At 64.7% G+C, this 16,051-nt stretch carries 6 protein-coding genes; all 6 read left to right on the forward strand.

Translation table 11 applies throughout. From position 1 onward, the window contains the following. Window positions 1-1,395, forward strand: coding sequence for a DNA-processing protein DprA (locus FOZ74_RS13455; protein WP_146913531.1), 1,395 nt, complete (start codon window positions 1-3; stop codon window positions 1,393-1,395). 207 nt (window positions 1,396-1,602) lie between these two features. Then, the gene (locus FOZ74_RS13460; protein WP_146913532.1) at window positions 1,603-7,965 is read left to right on the forward strand and encodes a DEAD/DEAH box helicase; all 6,363 of its coding nucleotides are present in this window, start codon (window positions 1,603-1,605) and stop codon (window positions 7,963-7,965) included. 1 nt (window position 7,966) lies between these two features. Then, window positions 7,967-10,081 (forward strand): UvrD-helicase domain-containing protein, encoded by a 2,115-nt coding sequence (locus tag FOZ74_RS13465; protein WP_146913533.1) that lies wholly within the window; start codon window positions 7,967-7,969, stop codon window positions 10,079-10,081. A 111-nt stretch (window positions 10,082-10,192) separates the two neighbouring features. Continuing rightward, on the forward strand, window positions 10,193-11,653 hold the full coding sequence (locus tag FOZ74_RS13470; RefSeq protein WP_146913534.1) for a Wadjet anti-phage system protein JetA family protein: 1,461 nt from the start codon (window positions 10,193-10,195) through the stop codon (window positions 11,651-11,653). 7 nt (window positions 11,654-11,660) lie between these two features. Continuing rightward, window positions 11,661-12,350 (forward strand): DUF4194 domain-containing protein, encoded by a 690-nt coding sequence (locus FOZ74_RS13475; protein WP_146913535.1) that lies wholly within the window; start codon window positions 11,661-11,663, stop codon window positions 12,348-12,350. Then, window positions 12,347-16,051, forward strand: coding sequence for an SbcC/MukB-like Walker B domain-containing protein (locus tag FOZ74_RS13480; protein ID WP_146913536.1), 3,705 nt, complete (start codon window positions 12,347-12,349; stop codon window positions 16,049-16,051). Before FOZ74_RS13475 ends, FOZ74_RS13480 begins: the two co-directional genes overlap by 4 nt.

Raw genomic sequence — 16,051 nt, forward strand, 5'->3', positions numbered from 1 at the left:
ATGCAATTGAGTGAACAAGCCCAGGCGATCTTGCTGCTGACGGCATGGCTGGGCAAACAGGATCCGTCGGGCGCGACGCCCTTGACGCCGACAGAATGGGGGCGCTTTGCCCTGTTCCTGCGTGACACGGGCCGGAATCCAGCCGATCTGTTGAGGGGGTCGGATATGGCGTCATTGTTGTCCGGGTTCGAGGACAAGAAGGTGACACTTGAGCGCATCGGCAAGCTGCTGGGCCGCTCTGCGGCCTTGGGTATCGCGTTGGAGAAATGGCAGCGAGCGGGCCTGTGGATTCTGACCCGGTCGGATGCGGACTACCCGAAGCGTTGGAAACATTGGTTGAAGAACGACGCACCGCCCGTCCTGTTCGGTACCGGTAACCGGGGTCTGCTCAATCGGGGCGGAATTGCGGTGGTCGGATCGCGTGACCTGGATGATGCGCAAGTGGCATTCACGGGAAGGCTTGGCCGGAATATCGCCCATCAAGGGCAGGCCGTGATTTCCGGTGGTGCGCGTGGTGCAGATGAAACCGCCATGTTGGGGGCGCTTGAATCCGATGGCACGGCAGTCGGCGTGCTGGCCGATTCTTTGCTGCGCGCCAGCACATCGGCAAAATATCGCAAGGCACTAATGCGCAATGATCTGGCCCTGGTTTCTCCGTTCAATCCGGAAGCCGGATTCAACGCGGGCAATGCGATGGCTCGTAACAAGTACATCTATTGCTTGTCCGATGCCGCCATTGTGATCGCTGCCACCGAGAACAAGGGTGGCACTTGGGCCGGTGCCATCGAAGATCTTAAGCGAGGCTGGGTGCCGCTATGGGTTCGACAAGGTCATGTTCCCGGCAACAAGGCGCTGGTGGATAAGGGGGCGAACTGGCTGCCCGAGGATTTCGATGTGCGGGAGTTGAGCGATACACAGGTCACAGCTCCCTCAGTTGCGCCTCATGTTGCCGAGGGAATGGAGGCATACGCAATGCGGCCAACAGTTGAGCATGGCGCAGCATCCAGTACTGCGCAGGCTTCGGATGCGAAGCAGGAAGTGTGCCCTGAAGGCTCCGATCAGCAGGCAGTGACTGCTTCGGCAACGACAAACAAGCCGGAATCGGGAGAAACCCCATATGAGAGTTTCTTGCGTCGTCTCGATGCACTCTTGCGTGAGCAGGCGTTGAGCTTAAAGGAACTGCAAAGTGAAATGGAAATTAAGTCGAAGCAGCTTTCCGAATGGTTGAAGCAGGCTGGCGCAGACGGGGTCGTCGTCAAAACTCGATCGCCCGTGAAATACAGGTTGAGAAGAGGGGCGGATGCCCATAAGGATGAGAAGAAGGCGGATGGGAAGGAAAAGAGCGCTCTTGGTTTAGATACAGGCGAAAGTGCCCAAACGGGTTTCGAGTTCTGATTTGGATTGAGGAGCAGTGGGAGCCATGCGGATCAAAGTATCGTGCCGCTTGCTGACGGAACCGTCAGGTCGAGGATGGGGGGATTCCCGTCTGAGCATGGGGGGATTTATGCAATCCCCCCATGCTCGGACGGCGAGTGAGGCAGCTTGCAACCTTGGACTTGCAACCTTTTGGGATGAGCTTGCAACCTTTGGGCGAGAGATTGCGTGCAACCCCTGATCGTTTCCCAACAGATCACCCAAGGCGTCGCAGACTTCCTGCGCGCGGCCTTCCCGGCCACCACGCCGGGCTTCGATGGCCTGATCCAGCGCTTTCTGGCCGAGCGCAAGCGGGTGTTCCAGGGGCCGTACCTGACCTTGCCGTTGCCGTTTCGCAAGCAGGCCGACAGGGGGCTGCCCGCGTTCGGCTGGCTGCCGCCCGGTTTCGTGCCGCACGCCCACCAGGGACAGGCCTTCGCCCGCCTGACGGGCGAGCAGGCCCGCTCGACCCTGGTGGCCACCGGCACCGGCTCGGGCAAGACCGAGTGCTTCCTCTACCCGATCCTGGAGCACTGCCGCGAACAACGGGAACTGGGCCGGACGGGCATCAAGGCCATCATCCTGTACCCGATGAACGCGCTGGCCTCGGACCAGGCCAGCCGCCTGGCCAGGGAGATTCTGCGCACACCCGCCCTGGCCGGTATCCGCGCGGGCCTGTACGTGGGCGAGGCCCCGGCCGAGGAGTCCTCCCGCGTGCAGCCTCTGGCCGATGGCAGCTTCTCGATCATCACCGACCGCAACGCGCTGCGCGAAAACCCGCCGGACATCCTGCTGACCAACTACAAGATGCTGGATTTCCTGCTGATCCGTGCCGCCGATGCGCCGCTGTGGGCGCGGCAGCGGCCGGATACGCTGCGCTATCTGGTGGTCGATGAGCTGCATACCTTCGACGGTGCCCAGGGCACGGATCTGGCCTGCCTGATTCGCCGTCTCAAGGGCCGGCTGGAGACGCCGCCGGGGCAACTGGTGTGCGTGGGCACCTCCGCCACGCTGGGCAGCGATGCCGAACAGGATTTGCTGGCGTTTGCCGGCCAGGTCTTCGGCGAGACGCTGGATGACCAGGCCGTGATCGCTGAAGACCGCGAGCCGGTGGCGGAGTATCTGGCCGAAGCCGTGGTGGAGTTCACCCAGTCTCCGCCGCCGGATGCCGCGCCGATGCTGGACCCGGCAGGCCATGCCGACCTGCCGTCCTGGCTGGCGGCCCAGGTGCCACTGTGGTTCGGCACCCCGTGCAGCGCCGAACAGGTGGTTGATGCGGGCTGGCGCTGTCGCCTGGGCGGAATGCTGAAAAGCCATTTCGCCTTCCAGAACCTGTTGCGCGACATGGAACGCCTGGGGCCGCGCGCCGTGGCGCTGGACGATCTGCTGGCGGTACTGGCGCGCCGCCTGCCGCCCCATGCCGACGCGCGCTACCCGCTGCTGTGGCTGGGCAGCCTGCTGGCGCTGGTGGCGCATGCGCGCCAACCGCGTGGCGTGTCGCTCGACGCGGTGCGCGGCGAACAGGACACGGCCTTCTTCCTGCAACTCAAGGTGGAGCTGTGGCTGCGCGAGCTGCGCCGCATGGTGGCCTCGCTCGACAACCCGCCTCGGCTGACCCATCACGATGACCTGGGCAAGGCCGAGCAGGCGCAGGTCTGGTTGCCGGTGATCCACTGCCGCGACTGCCACGCCACCGGCTGGGGCGCCACCTTGCCTAGGACCAGCCCGAACCAGTTCAACCAGGACATCCAGCAGTTCTACAGCGCCTTCTTCGCCGAGGATGTCAGCACCCGCTTTCTGTTTCCCCATGGCGAAAGCGCGGACCCGAAGGTGTTCGAGCACAAGAAGGTCTGCCCGCGCTGCGGCACGCTGCATGCGCTGGGGCAGACGCACTGCGACTGCGCCGAAGACCCGGTCGCGCTGGTGGACGTCGATGTGACGGCCAACCTGCGCGAAGGCACGCGCAACGGCGCCCGCTATACCCGTTCCCATCACGACTGCCCGTACTGCGGCGGGCACAAGACGCTGTCCATCGTCGGCTCGCAAGCGGCCAGCCTGGCGGCGGTGATGCTGGCGCAACTGTTCGGTTCACGTTTCAACCCGGACAAGAAGCTGATCGCGTTTTCCGATTCGGTGCAGGACGCGGCGCACCGTGCGGGGTTCCTGGCGGCCCGCACCTGGCGCTTGAACTTGCGCCCGGCGGTGGCCCAGGTCATCGCTGCGGCGCAGCAGGCCGGCGAACCGCTTACGCTGGCGCAATTGCCGCAGGCCTTCGAGGACCACTGGCTGCCCGCAATGGGGCAGGGCCATTACCTGGCCAACTTCCTGCCGCCGCAACTGCATTGGCTGCGGGATTTCGAAGCGCTGATGCGCGAAGGCGCGCTGCCGGCGGGGAGCGAGTTGCTGCAGCATTTGCGCCGCATCCTGCCGTGGGTGCTGAATGCCGAATTCGGCCAGGACGCCCACATTGGCCGCAGCCTGACGATCACCGGGACGGCCAGCGTGGAGCCGCCATCGCAGGCGCTGGCTTCGGCTGCGCAGTGGCTGCTGCCACGCCTTCAGGCCACGTTGGAACCACTGGCGGATGTGTCGGCTGATGCCCTGGCGGTATTCCTGCAGGGCATCGTGCAATCCATGCAGCGGCTGGGCGCCTGGCGCGACGCCGGCCTGCATTTCTATGCGCAAGTCGGCAACCGGCCGTGGGTCTACAAGCGCAATCCGGTGCAGTTCCAGATGTTGTCCGGCCCGCGCCCGCCGCGCTTTGTGAGCCTGGTCGATTACCAGCGCTGCGTGGGGGTGTTGGGCAGCCATGCGACGTGGTATCGCGCCTGGGCCTTCAAGGCGCTGGCGCCGCTGCATGCGCTGGCCCTGGGCGCCGACAGTTTGCTGCCGGGGCTGTATCAGTTGGCGTTCGAGGCGCTGGCCGAGGTGGGTTTGCTTGGCGCCGAACAGGCAGACGGCAAGCCGGAGATTCGCGTGTGGGGGCTGGAACCCGGCGCTTTTCTGGTTTCCCTGGGCAGCCGCGCCTGGGGTTGCGACATCTGCCGCAGCACGTGGCGCACCGGGGCTGACGTGGCGCTGGCCGGGCAGCCTTGCCGGCATCCCGGCTGCCCTGGGCATCTGCACCCGCTGGCGCCAGACGCTGCCGACTATTACCGCAGCCTGTATCTGCATGCGGACATCCAGCGCGTGGTCGCTCGCGAACACACCGGCCTGCTGCCACGCGGCACGCGCGAGTGGGTGGAGCACAGCTTCAAGTCCGATAGCCAGGGGCCGGGCAGCGTCAATGTGCTCTCGGCCACGCCGACGCTGGAGATGGGGATCGACATCGGCGACCTGTCGGCGGTGCTGCAATGTTCCGTGCCGCCGCAGCAAGCCAACTACATCCAGCGTGCAGGGCGCGCCGGACGCAGCACCGGCAATGCCTTGTTGCTGACCATGGCGGCCAGCAAGCCCCACGACCTGTATTTCTGGGCCGATCCCAGGGAAATGATCGCCGGCAGCGTGCCGGCGCCGGGCGTGTTCCTCAATGCCTCGGCGGTGCTGGAGCGCCAGTTGACGGCGTTCACACTGGACGGCTGGGTGCGCGAACGGGGGCGGAGTGCGTCGATTCCGACAGAAATCCGCACGGTGCTCAGCGCGGTGGACAACGGCGCGACGACGCGTTTTCCCTTCCCCTGGCTGGAGTATGTGGAGGCCAACCGCGCCAGCCTGCTGGATCGCTTCCTGGCGCTGTTCCAGCAAGGCGGCGAGCAGATCCTGACCGAAGCCACCCGACAGTGGCTGGCGCGGTTCGTCAACGGGCGGCAGGACGAAGAAAGCTCCCTGAGCTTCAAGATCATCAACAAGCTGCAGGGCATTGCCCGGGACGTGGCGCAGATCAAGCGCTTGCGCGAGAAGGCCGCCAAGGAAATGGAGAAGCTGGAGCAGCTTGCGGTGCGCGGCGAGCAGCAGGAGGAAGAGCTGAAATCCCTGCGCCAGGAACGCGCGGCGCTGGCGCGACTGATCGCAGGCATCGAGGGCAAGGCCACCCTGAACGTCTTCACCGACGAAGGCCTGCTGCCCAACTATGCCTTCCCCGAACAAGGCGTGCTGCTGCGCTCGATCGTCGTGCGCGACACCCGCCGGGAAGGCGTGCCTGCCGAGCCTTTGACCTTCGAATACGAGCGCCCCGGCGCAAGCGCGATCACCGAGCTGGCGCCCAACAACACCTTCTATGCCGAAGGCCGCCGGGTGGTCATCAACCAGGTGGATGTCTCCCGCGTCAAACCGGAAGCCTGGCGCCTGTGCCGCCAGTGCTCCTACGCCGAGCCTTTGTCGGCGGGTGACCACCACCTCCAGTGCCCGCGCTGCGGCGACGGCCAGTGGCGCGACACCGGGCGGGTTCATGAAATGCTGCGCCTGAGCACGGTGTTTGCGCGCACACTGGACCGCGAAAGCCTCATCGCCGACGACTCCGACGAGCGCACGCGCGGTTTCTACGTGCGCCAGGCACTGGTGGACAGTCCGCCGGAAGCGGTGTGCCAGGCGTTCGCCATCGACAACCCGGACTTCCCGTTCGGATTCGAATTCCTCGATCGGGTGACATTCCGCGAGGTGAACTTCGGCGAGCAGACGGTGGATGCCACGCCGATGACCATCGCGGGCGAAGAACTCAACCGGCCGGGCTTCGCCATTTGCCCGGAGTGCGGCACGCTACAGCGCCGCCGCAAGGCCGAAGAGCTGTATCGCAACCATGCGCCCTGGTGCTCACGCCGCAAGACGCCCGAGACCAGCACACAACAATGCATCTTCCTGTACCGGGAGTTCGCCAGCGAAGGCATCCGACTGTTTTTGCCGGAAGTGGGGTTTGCCGAATCCAAAGAAGCCCTGCTGAGCTTCATCTCTGCACTGGAACTGGGGCTGAGCAAACGCTTCAAGGGTGCGGTGGCCCACCTGCGCATCGCGACTGATGTGCGCATGGCAGCGGATGCGGAGTCGGCGCGCACCTACCTGGTGATCTACGACAGCGTGCCGGGCGGCACCGGCTATCTGAAGGAGCTGATGCGCGATCCGGCTCCCTTGTTCGAGGTGTTCAGTCTGGCGGCAGAGGCGTTGAATACCTGCACTTGCAATCAGGACGACACCGCAGATGGTTGCTATCGCTGCATGTACCGCTACCGCAACAGCCACGAGCGCCAGGCCATATCACGCACGGTGGCGCAGAAGCTGCTGAAACAGATTCTGGAATACCGCGCCAACCTGAAACCGATTGCCAACCTGTCCCAGCAATCAGGCAACAGTCTGCTGGAGAGCACGCTGGAAAAGCGCTTTCTGGAGGCGCTGCGGCGTGCGCACGATGGCATCACGTTCACGCTCAAGGACAAGCTCGTCGGCGGCAAGCATGGGTACCTGGTTCAGGCCGGCAGTCGCCGCTGGCGTCTGGAGTTGCAGGTGGCGCTCGGTGAGCGCGAGGGCGTGGTCGTGCCATGCAAGCCGGATTTCGTGTTCTGGCCCGACGATGGCGTGGACGATTTGCCCGTGGCGGTATTCACCGATGGCTGGCAATACCACAAGCACATCGTGGCCGAAGACCTGGCCAAGCGCATGGCAGTGGCCAAGAGCGGGCGATTCTCGGTCTGGACGTTGACCTGGGAGGACGTCGACCAGGCACTGGGCAAGCAGGCTGAAACAAGCCCGGGACCTTGGGAAGAATTGCTGCTCGCGCCTTCCGATCAGGTCATCACACGTTTATGCGAGGCGCAGGACATCACGGCATTGGGTCGCTTCCATCGCTTGTCTCCCTTCCTGCAATTGCACCGGCGGTTGGCGAGTGGGCAGCAGGGTCACTTGCGGCTTCTGGCGGGGATATTGGGCATTGCCATGCTGCAGCCCAGCGGCGATGAGGCTGCCTTGCAAGGTTTCAAGCAAGGCGTTTTTCGCCAGCGGCTCGACGACTATGGCTTGTTGCCCGACACCCGCGCGCACCGCTGGAGCCATCGCGCCTGGAGCGCGGTCGCACAATGGCTGGCCGGCCTGTCTCCGGAGCAGCTGCAGCAATGGATGACCGGCCAGGCAGCAGCATCCGCGGAGCCTGTCGTGCTGGTGCAGTGGCAACCGGGTGATGTCCCGGAGGCCGATCTGCAACGGCGCTGGCGCCAGTTGTGGCAATGCCTGAACCTGCTGTTGCCCTTGCGCCATCTTTGGGCAGGCCATGGGGAGATGGCGGGCCTGTCGGGTTTCCCGGCCAGCCCTGTGCTGCGCCAGGCCACGCAGCGGTTCGACAGCCGTTGGCACACGGCACTGGAGCTGGCCAGCCCCGACGTGCAGGCGTGGCTGCTTGCGCTGGCGCATGCCGGAGCACCGCTGCCGGAGGTCGGCTTCGAATTGATCGACGAGCGCGGGCGGGTACTGGCGCAAGCGGAACTGGCTTGGGCCAGCCAGAGGATCGCCGTGCTATTGACCGACTACCAAGACGATGCACCCCGGTTCGAGGCACAGGGCTGGACGGTCTACATCGCAATCGAGGACGCACCTACACAGGCACTTCTGGCCAGTTTGAAGGAGCATTGAAATGGCAATTTCACCCAAAATCGCCATGTCGGACGACTTTCTGAAATCGTTCGCCAAGATACCGCGTCAAAACCAGCAGGCGGTGCTGACCTTTGTCGCCAAATTCCGTCAGAATCCGCTGGCCAAAGGCATCAACTACGAGCGCATCAACGATGCCGCCGATGCCAACATGCGCTCAGTGCGCATCAACGACAACCTGCGCGGCATCATCCTCAAACCGGAAACGGGCGATGTGTATTGCCTGTTGTGGGTGGATCGCCACGACGATGCCTATCAGTGGGCCAGGCGACATCGGGTTGCAATCCATCCGGACGTGGGCAGCCTGCAGGTCTATGCGGTGCAGGAAGTGCAGTCCCAAGCCGAGGAGAGCGCAGCTTCTGTCGAGGCATGGCCAAACGAGGGGTTGTTTGCGGACCTGGGTGACCAGGAAATTTGCAAGTTGGGCGTGCCGGAGGATCGTCTGGCGGCCGTTCGGGCAGTGGCATCAGAGGCCGACCTGGAAGCGCTTGAATCACAGTTGCCCGATGAAGCCTTCGAAGCCCTCTATCTGTTCGCAGCCGGAGAACCACTGGACAAGATATTGGCTGAGCGGGCGCCAGCCGAAGCTGTTGATCCACAAGACTTTGGCGCGGCGTTGGCGCGCGATGGCACACGTCGTCACTTCGTGGTCCTCACCGATGACAGCGACCTAGAGGCCTTGTTGGCTGCCCCCCTGGAGCGCTGGCGCGTGTTCCTTCATCCGAGCCAACGCAAGCTGGTTGAGGGCAACAAGAGCGGCCCCGTCAAGGTCACCGGCGGCGCAGGCACCGGCAAGACGGTGGTGGCTATGCACCGGGCACGCTGGCTGGCCAAGCAGTACATGGACCTCCCGGGACACCCGGTCGTCTTCACGACCTTCACTCGCACGCTGGCCGAGGACATCCGCCACAGCCTGGCCTTACTGTGCACGCCACAGGAATTGACCAAGATTCAAGTTGTCAACCTGGATCAATGGGCTTCAGGCCTGCTGCGCCGCTTCGGTTATCCGTACAGTCTGCTCTATGGCGGGAAACAACGCCGTGGTTTCTGGCAAGCCGCCTTGTCCGCGCTTCCAGCTGGTTCGACTGCTAGTGCCGCATTCTTGAAAGCGGAGTATGAGCGCGTGGTTTTGCCCCAAGGTTGCGAGACGGCGGAGGATTACATGCACGCCCGTCGCATCGGACGTGGCGGACAATTAGGCCGCTTGCAGCGCAAGGCCTTGTGGCCGGTGTTTGCCGAATACCGGGCACAACTGCACGCGGCCAATCTGCGCGAACCCGAGGAAGCCTTCCGCGATGCCTGCCAGTTGATTGCGCAGGAAAAACCGCAGCTCGGCATCCGCGCCATGGTGGTGGATGAAGCGCAGGACATCAGCGCCGCTGCTTATGCGTTGATTCGCGCCGCTGTGCCCGTGGCCGAAAACGACTTGTTCATTGCCGGTGACGCTCACCAGCGCATCTATCGCCACAAGGTGGCGCTCGGACGGGTAGGGATCGAAGTGCGCGGCCGCAGCCGTTCTCTCAAGGTCAACTACCGTACAACGGATGAAATTCGACGTTGGGCCTGTGCACAGCTAGCAGGTGTCGAAATCGATGACCTGGACGGAAACATCGATACCTTGCGAGGCTATCGGTCCCTAACTCACGGTGAATTGCCAGAAGTCCTTTCATCTTCAACCTTGCAGCAAGATGTGGAGCACATACTGTCAGTCCTTGCAGAGGGAGAAGCCGGCGGCGTCGAGGCCAGGCGAATTTGCATTGCGGTTCGTACCAACGACGATCTGGACGAACTGGCCCGTGCTTTACGGCAACGTGGTGTGGCCTGTCTCAAACTGGATCACGGCACGATGGATGAACCTGCGGATGCTGGTGTCCGGCTGGCCACCATGCATCGCGTCAAGGGGTTGGAGTTCGACATCGTCATCTTGGCGGGCTACCACGGTGCGGAACACTATGCCGAGCAGTTCAGCCACGATGAAGATATCGGCGTTGTTGGGGAAACAGAAACTGTGGAGCGGTGTTTATTGCATGTCGCAGCAACGCGAGCTAAACGGCAACTGATCGTACTGTCCCGGGATGCAATAGTTGGTGATGCATAGCTTTCGAATCCCGGATGATTGCATAGACGCAAATCGCTATCCGCTGTTCATGGCATGCGCCGTGATGACAGAGCTGATAGCGAGTTTGCCAGCATCCGGGAGAGCCCAGACATGATGTTCTTTGCCCCGCCCCGCGAGCACTTCTTTCGCCCTCTCACGCATGACAACCGAGAGTTGTGCGCCGCTGTATTGCGCGCTCTGCACGAGCGCGTGCACGGAGCCAACGCCGACTATGCCGAGGTGCTGACCCGCGAGCTGGTGCTGGAGGTGATCCAGCATGCGCTGGCCAACCCCGCGCTGCGGGGTCTGGCCTTTGAGGCCGGGCAGACCGTGCGCGCCGAGGAAGAGCGTGCGTACGCCAGCGACCTGCTGCGCAAGCTCAAGGAGCATGGCTGGCTGGAAGACTATCGCGACCCCATTGACCTGCGGCCCACCCTCAAGCTCAGCCGCGCAGGCAAGGCCTTCAGCGAAACCTTCGCCAACCTCGACGACTCGCGCGCCAAGACCCGCCAGCGCAACATGCGCTCGGCCCGCAAGGCCCTGGCGGCCTTTATCGCCACCCGAGATGCCGACGAGCTGTTGGACGCCCACGAGTTCGCCAGCCGCGTGGTGCAGGATCTGCAGGACGACATCGAATACTTCCGCCACTTGATCCAGAGCCTGACGCGCGAGGCGCTGGCGCAGAAGGTGGCCTGGAACGAGTTCAATGATTTCATCGAGAAGCGCTTCGCGCGCGAGTACGCCGTGCGCCTGGTGGCCGACTCGGCCGAGCGCCATCGCGGCCAGATCAACGAAGCATTGGAAGATGTGCGCGCACTCGACGGCGAGCAACGCGCCGGCGTAGATGCCCATCTGCTGCAGCGCGCACCCTGGCTGGAACAGACGGCGCAGGGCCGCAGCCCGATGCTGTGGCTCGCTGACCGCATCGAGAGCATGGTCGATGCTGCCTGCGGCCTGAAGCTGCCCATGCTGCGTTCGGAGATGAACAACTACGTGCGCCGCTTCACCAGCCTGCTGCGACAGGCGCTGTCCCTGGACTATGGCGCCGAGTCCCCGCTGGGCCGCACCATGGCGTGGCTGAAGGAGCAGCCAGATCCCGCCCGTGAAGGACTGCTCGACGTTTTGGCCCGCCGCCTGGCCACCGCCGAGATTCGCCTGCCCGGTGGCGTGCTGCGTTGGACGGTGCGCGATCGCGAATCAGAGGCCGTAGCGCAGGCACCGCTGGTCGTGGACGAAACCAGCCGCCTGAATGCGCTGCTGCGCCGGGCTGAAGCAGAGGCTTTCACCTTCAGCGATCAGCAGGTGCTGCAAGGCCTCTTGCCCCACCTGCAGGGTGGCCCCATCACGCTGGCGGCATTGCCAGTGGACACCGCCGAGGACGCTGTGCGCGTGCTGCATGCCGTGGGAGCGGCGCGTTCTGCCGAAGGGCGTCGCCTGATACAGGCTCGCAAGATGGCAGGGCAGGTGAGCACGACCTACTTCCAAGCCGACGACTACGAGTTGCGCGTCGAACCACAGGATGGGATGGACATGCCGTCCAGCAGGGCCGGTGGCGCCGATAGGAGGCACTGAACACACCATGCTGCAATCCCTGGCTCAATACATCGAACAGCGGCTGGCGACCGAAGGCGCCGCCAACGTCAAGCCCGCACGCTTTGCCGAATTGGCCGGGCGGCTGCTGGCCAGCGGTGTGGTGTGGCGCGAGCATTCCCGCCCCGAGGCCGCGCTGTACGACGACGCCATCCAATGCGAGCAGTTGCTGCGCGAATGGTTCGCCTGCATCGGCTTCGTGCTGGTTCACGACAGCGATGCCCGCCTGCTGCGGCTGTACCCACCCGGCGAGGGCGGGGGGGACGGCGAGGAAGACGGTGTGCGCCGCTTGCGCGCCCGACTGTCGCGTGACTTCGTGGCCGCGGTGATCGCCCTGCGTTTTCTCTACACCGAGGCGCTCACCGGGCGCCGCTCACTGGTGGACGAACGCCTGGCCATCAGCCTGGAAGAGTTGTCACAAGCGGTGGTGTCGCTGCTGGCGCACAAGCTGCCCAATGCGGCCAGCGAGCGCATGGCCCTGTTGCGCGAACTGCGCAAACACCGTGTGCTGCATTTCGTCGAGAGTGATGACGCGGGCGACATGCAGATGGGCCTGGCCGTGCTGCGGCCGGTGATGAGCTTCGTCAGCGACGAGGCCCTGGAAGAGGCTTTGCGGATGGTGGGCCGCCAGACTCCCCCTGCGCCCGCCGTCAAATCAGCCACCGAGGGCGGCGCATGAAGATCGCCAAGCTGCTGACCTGGCATTGGGGTTCGCTGGAAGACCGCGAATGGCCCTTCGCCGACGCCGTGTTGCTGACGGGTGAATCGGGCTCGGGCAAATCCACGCTGCTCGATGCCATCCAGACCGTGTTGACGGCCGCGCACCAGCATGTGGTGCAGTTCAACATCGGCCAGGACGAATCCACGCAGAGTCGGCGTGGCGGCAAGGAGCCGCGCACCTTGGCCGCCTACGCCCTCGGCCAGCAGGCCGACGGTGTGTTCCTGCGCAGCCGATCGACCAGCTACGCAGGCATCGTTTTCGAAGCTTCCGAACAGGCAGGCGAGCAGGCCGAGCCTTTCACGGCATTGGTGGGCGTGGAGGCTTTCGAGGACGGCCGGCGCGCCGTCCTCCAGGGCACGCCACAGTTTTTCATCGTGCGCCGGGCGCTGTCCCTGGACCATCTGGCACGCCGGGCGGGCGAGGCGCTCACCGCGTCGCCATTGCCACTGAAGGAACTGTATGTGCAACTTCAGCACCGCTTGCAGGCCCATGCCGACAAAGCCGCTGCTGTGGTGCAGCGCTTCCCCGACAAGGGCGGCTACCTGCAGCATCTCTATGGCGCGTTGATGGGCAAGACGGCGGTAGGCGAACACGATGCCACGCGCGCGGCCAAGTCGCTCGTCAAGGCCATGGCCTACAAGGAACTGGGCAACGTCAACGACCTGGTGCGCAACGAGATCCTGGAACCGCACGATTTCAGCAAAGACCTCGACAAGATGCGTGAGCTGATGCGCTCCATCGCCAGCCTCAAGCTGGAGGCCGAGCGCCTGGCGTTGAATCTGGAGCGGCTCGACACCGCGCAGGCCAGTGCGGACCAGGTCATTGATGAGGCGCGGCGATTCGTCACCACCACCATCGCCCATGCCCTGCGCACGCGCAGCGAGGCGCGCGATGAACTGGCCTCGGTGCAACGCCAGATCGCCACGCAGGACAGGAAGCAGGCACAGCTGCAGGAGAAGCTGGCCTCGCTCGAAGCGCAGGAGACCCAGTTGCGCGAACAATTGCGCGGAGTAGACAAGCGCCTGGACGACAGCGACGTGGCACGCGAGAAGCAGGCGCTGGAAAACCAGATCCGGCTGCAGGCCGACCAGTTCCGTCTGCACTGGGGCCGCGTGCAGGAGGCCGCGCGCGGCATTGGTGGCATGGCCGCGCAACTCGAACAACTGCTGGCACTGGATCTGTCGGCCGTACCGGCGCTGGCTGCTGCGGTACAAGCCTTGCGCCCCGCCGCGCAGTATGTGCTCAAGCCCTGGCCGGCCATGGCCCAGGCCTATGCGCGCGATGCGAGGCTGGACGTGGTGCTGCCCGCCTTCGAGCTGGAAGCTTTTGACACGCAACTGGCCAGCCTGCGCCAGGGCCTGCACGACGGCGAGGCCTCGGTGCAAGGCGCGGTGCTGCAGGCCTTGACCGACGTGGGGGTGCAGCTGAACCAGTTGAAGGATGACACCGAACAGCGCGATGCCGAACTGCGCCGCTTGCAGTCCGGCCGAGCCCAAGGCCCGAAGGATGCACATGATGCGGTGGCTCTGATCGAGCGTGAGATTCCTTCAGCCCGTCCCCACCTGCTGGCGCAACTGGTGGAGCCGCGCCCTGGCACCCGCTGGCAAAACGCCATCGAGGGATACATGGGCGGCGACCGCTTCGCCATCATCGTGGAAGCAGGCATGGAGGCGCGTTGCGCACGGCTGGTCAAACAGCACTACCGCGTGCGCTCGCCCAAGGTCGTGCAGGGCCGCAAGGCGATGGAGGACACCGAAGGTCGCCAGTTGGAGGCCCGGGCCGTGCTGCACGAACTGATCTGCCAGCACCCTGTGGGTCATGCCTTCCTGATGGCGCAGTACGGCCGCGTGCGCAAGGTGGACACCGAAGAAGAGTTGGCGCGCACCCCACAGGGGCTGATGGAGGAAGGTCTGGGCAGCCGGGGCTATGGCATGTTTGCCTGCCGCGCACCCGATGGCGAACTGGCTTTTGGCGAAGGCGCGCGCCAGCGGCGCCGGCAATGGTGTGAGGACGAACTCAAACGTCTGGCACAAGAGACGAGTGCACTGCAAGCGCTGCGCCAGTCGCTGCTCGCGATCACCCGCATGTTCAACGGCCCCGTGTTCACGCCGCTGACGCCCTTGCTGCTCGCCGTGTTGGAAAGCCAGTCCCAGCATGCCCACGCCGAACAAGCTTTCAAGGCGCTGGACCTGTCGGCCATCGAAGAGTTGCTGGCCGAGCAGAAAGGTTTGAAGGCTCGCATCAGCAGCGTCACAGGGCAGCGCGACGAAGAGCTGAAGCAGGTCGGTGCCACAGACAAGGAACTGGTGGAGCTGCGCCGCCGCGAGAAAACCCTCGCGGAGCGCCTGCCCGATCTCGACATCGCCTGCACCAACGCCACGGTCTGGGCCTCGCGCTTCGCGGGTGCCGTGCCCACCCTGACCACCGAGCCCCAATTGCTGGACGAGGCCCAGGCCCTGGCGGCCGAGCCGGAAACCAGCCTGGACGCCCTGCGCCATCGCGTGCAGAGCCTGCGCGAAGGCCTGCCCCGCACCCTGCGCGAACTGGCCCAGGCCGTGGGCGCTTACTTGTCCGGCGCGCGCGACGACAGCGAGCGCTTCGCGTGGATCGACCCGCCCCGCAATGTCGATTGCCTCGAAGAACTGCTGCCCTTGGTCGAACGCAGCCGCACCGCCATTGCCGAGCAGGCCCAGCGCCAGCGCGCCATCGGCCTGGCGGACAACGCGCGCGCCCTGCGCGACGCAGAAGGCCAGTTCAACCACGTCTTCACCAGCAGCTTCTGCTTCAAGGTGCGCGACGATGTCAAGCAGGGCGCGCTGACACTACAGCGGCTCAACCGCCACCTGCAAGACATCCGCTTCGGCAGCGACACCTTCAGGCTGGAATGGGACTGGGTGCCGCGCATGCAGAAAGTGCAGGATTTCTTCGAGGCGGTGGAAAGCGCTGTCGAAGGACTGGAGCATGACCGCGGCTCCATCTTCACATCGCCTCGGCTCACCGACGAGCAGCGTGCCACCGCGGAAGAAATCCGCCGCCTGCTGCTGGCCAACGACCAGGGTGCCAGCGAACGCGCGTTGCGCGAACTGGCCGACTACCGCAACTACCGGCGCTACGACATCCTGCGCACCAGCGCAGTGGGTACCACGCGGCTATCGACCTGGGGCACGGGTTCTGGGGGTGAACTGGAAACGCCGTTCTACGTCGTGCGTTCGGCCGTGCTGGCCCATGCGCTCGGGCACTTCGGGCGCGACCGCCGCGAGGCGCCCGCCCTGCGGTTGATGCTCAGCGACGAGGCGTTCTCCAAGATGGACGAAACGCGCTCGCGCAACGTGCTGCAGTTCCTGTCGCAGACGCTGGGGCTGCAACTCATTGTGGCCATGCCCACGTCCAAGTCGGGCGCGGTCAAACCCGAGTTCGACAAGGAGTTCACTTTCTCCAAGGTGATGGCCCGGCGCGATGGTCAGGAACTGTTCATCAGCGAAGCGCAGGAGAAAACGCTCAACCGCCCGGCCCTGACCCGGCTGTGGGACGCGCATGCCGAGCAGGCCCGCGAGGCCGCACGCGCCCAGTGGATCGCGCAACAGGCCCAAGAACAGATCCCAGGTCCGACGGCCGAAGATGCCCGCGCAAGCCTGGCTGAACGCAGGCTCTCGCCCTGA

This window comes from Comamonas flocculans (assembly GCF_007954405.1).
GTDB lineage: Bacteria > Pseudomonadota > Gammaproteobacteria > Burkholderiales > Burkholderiaceae_C > Comamonas_C > Comamonas_C flocculans.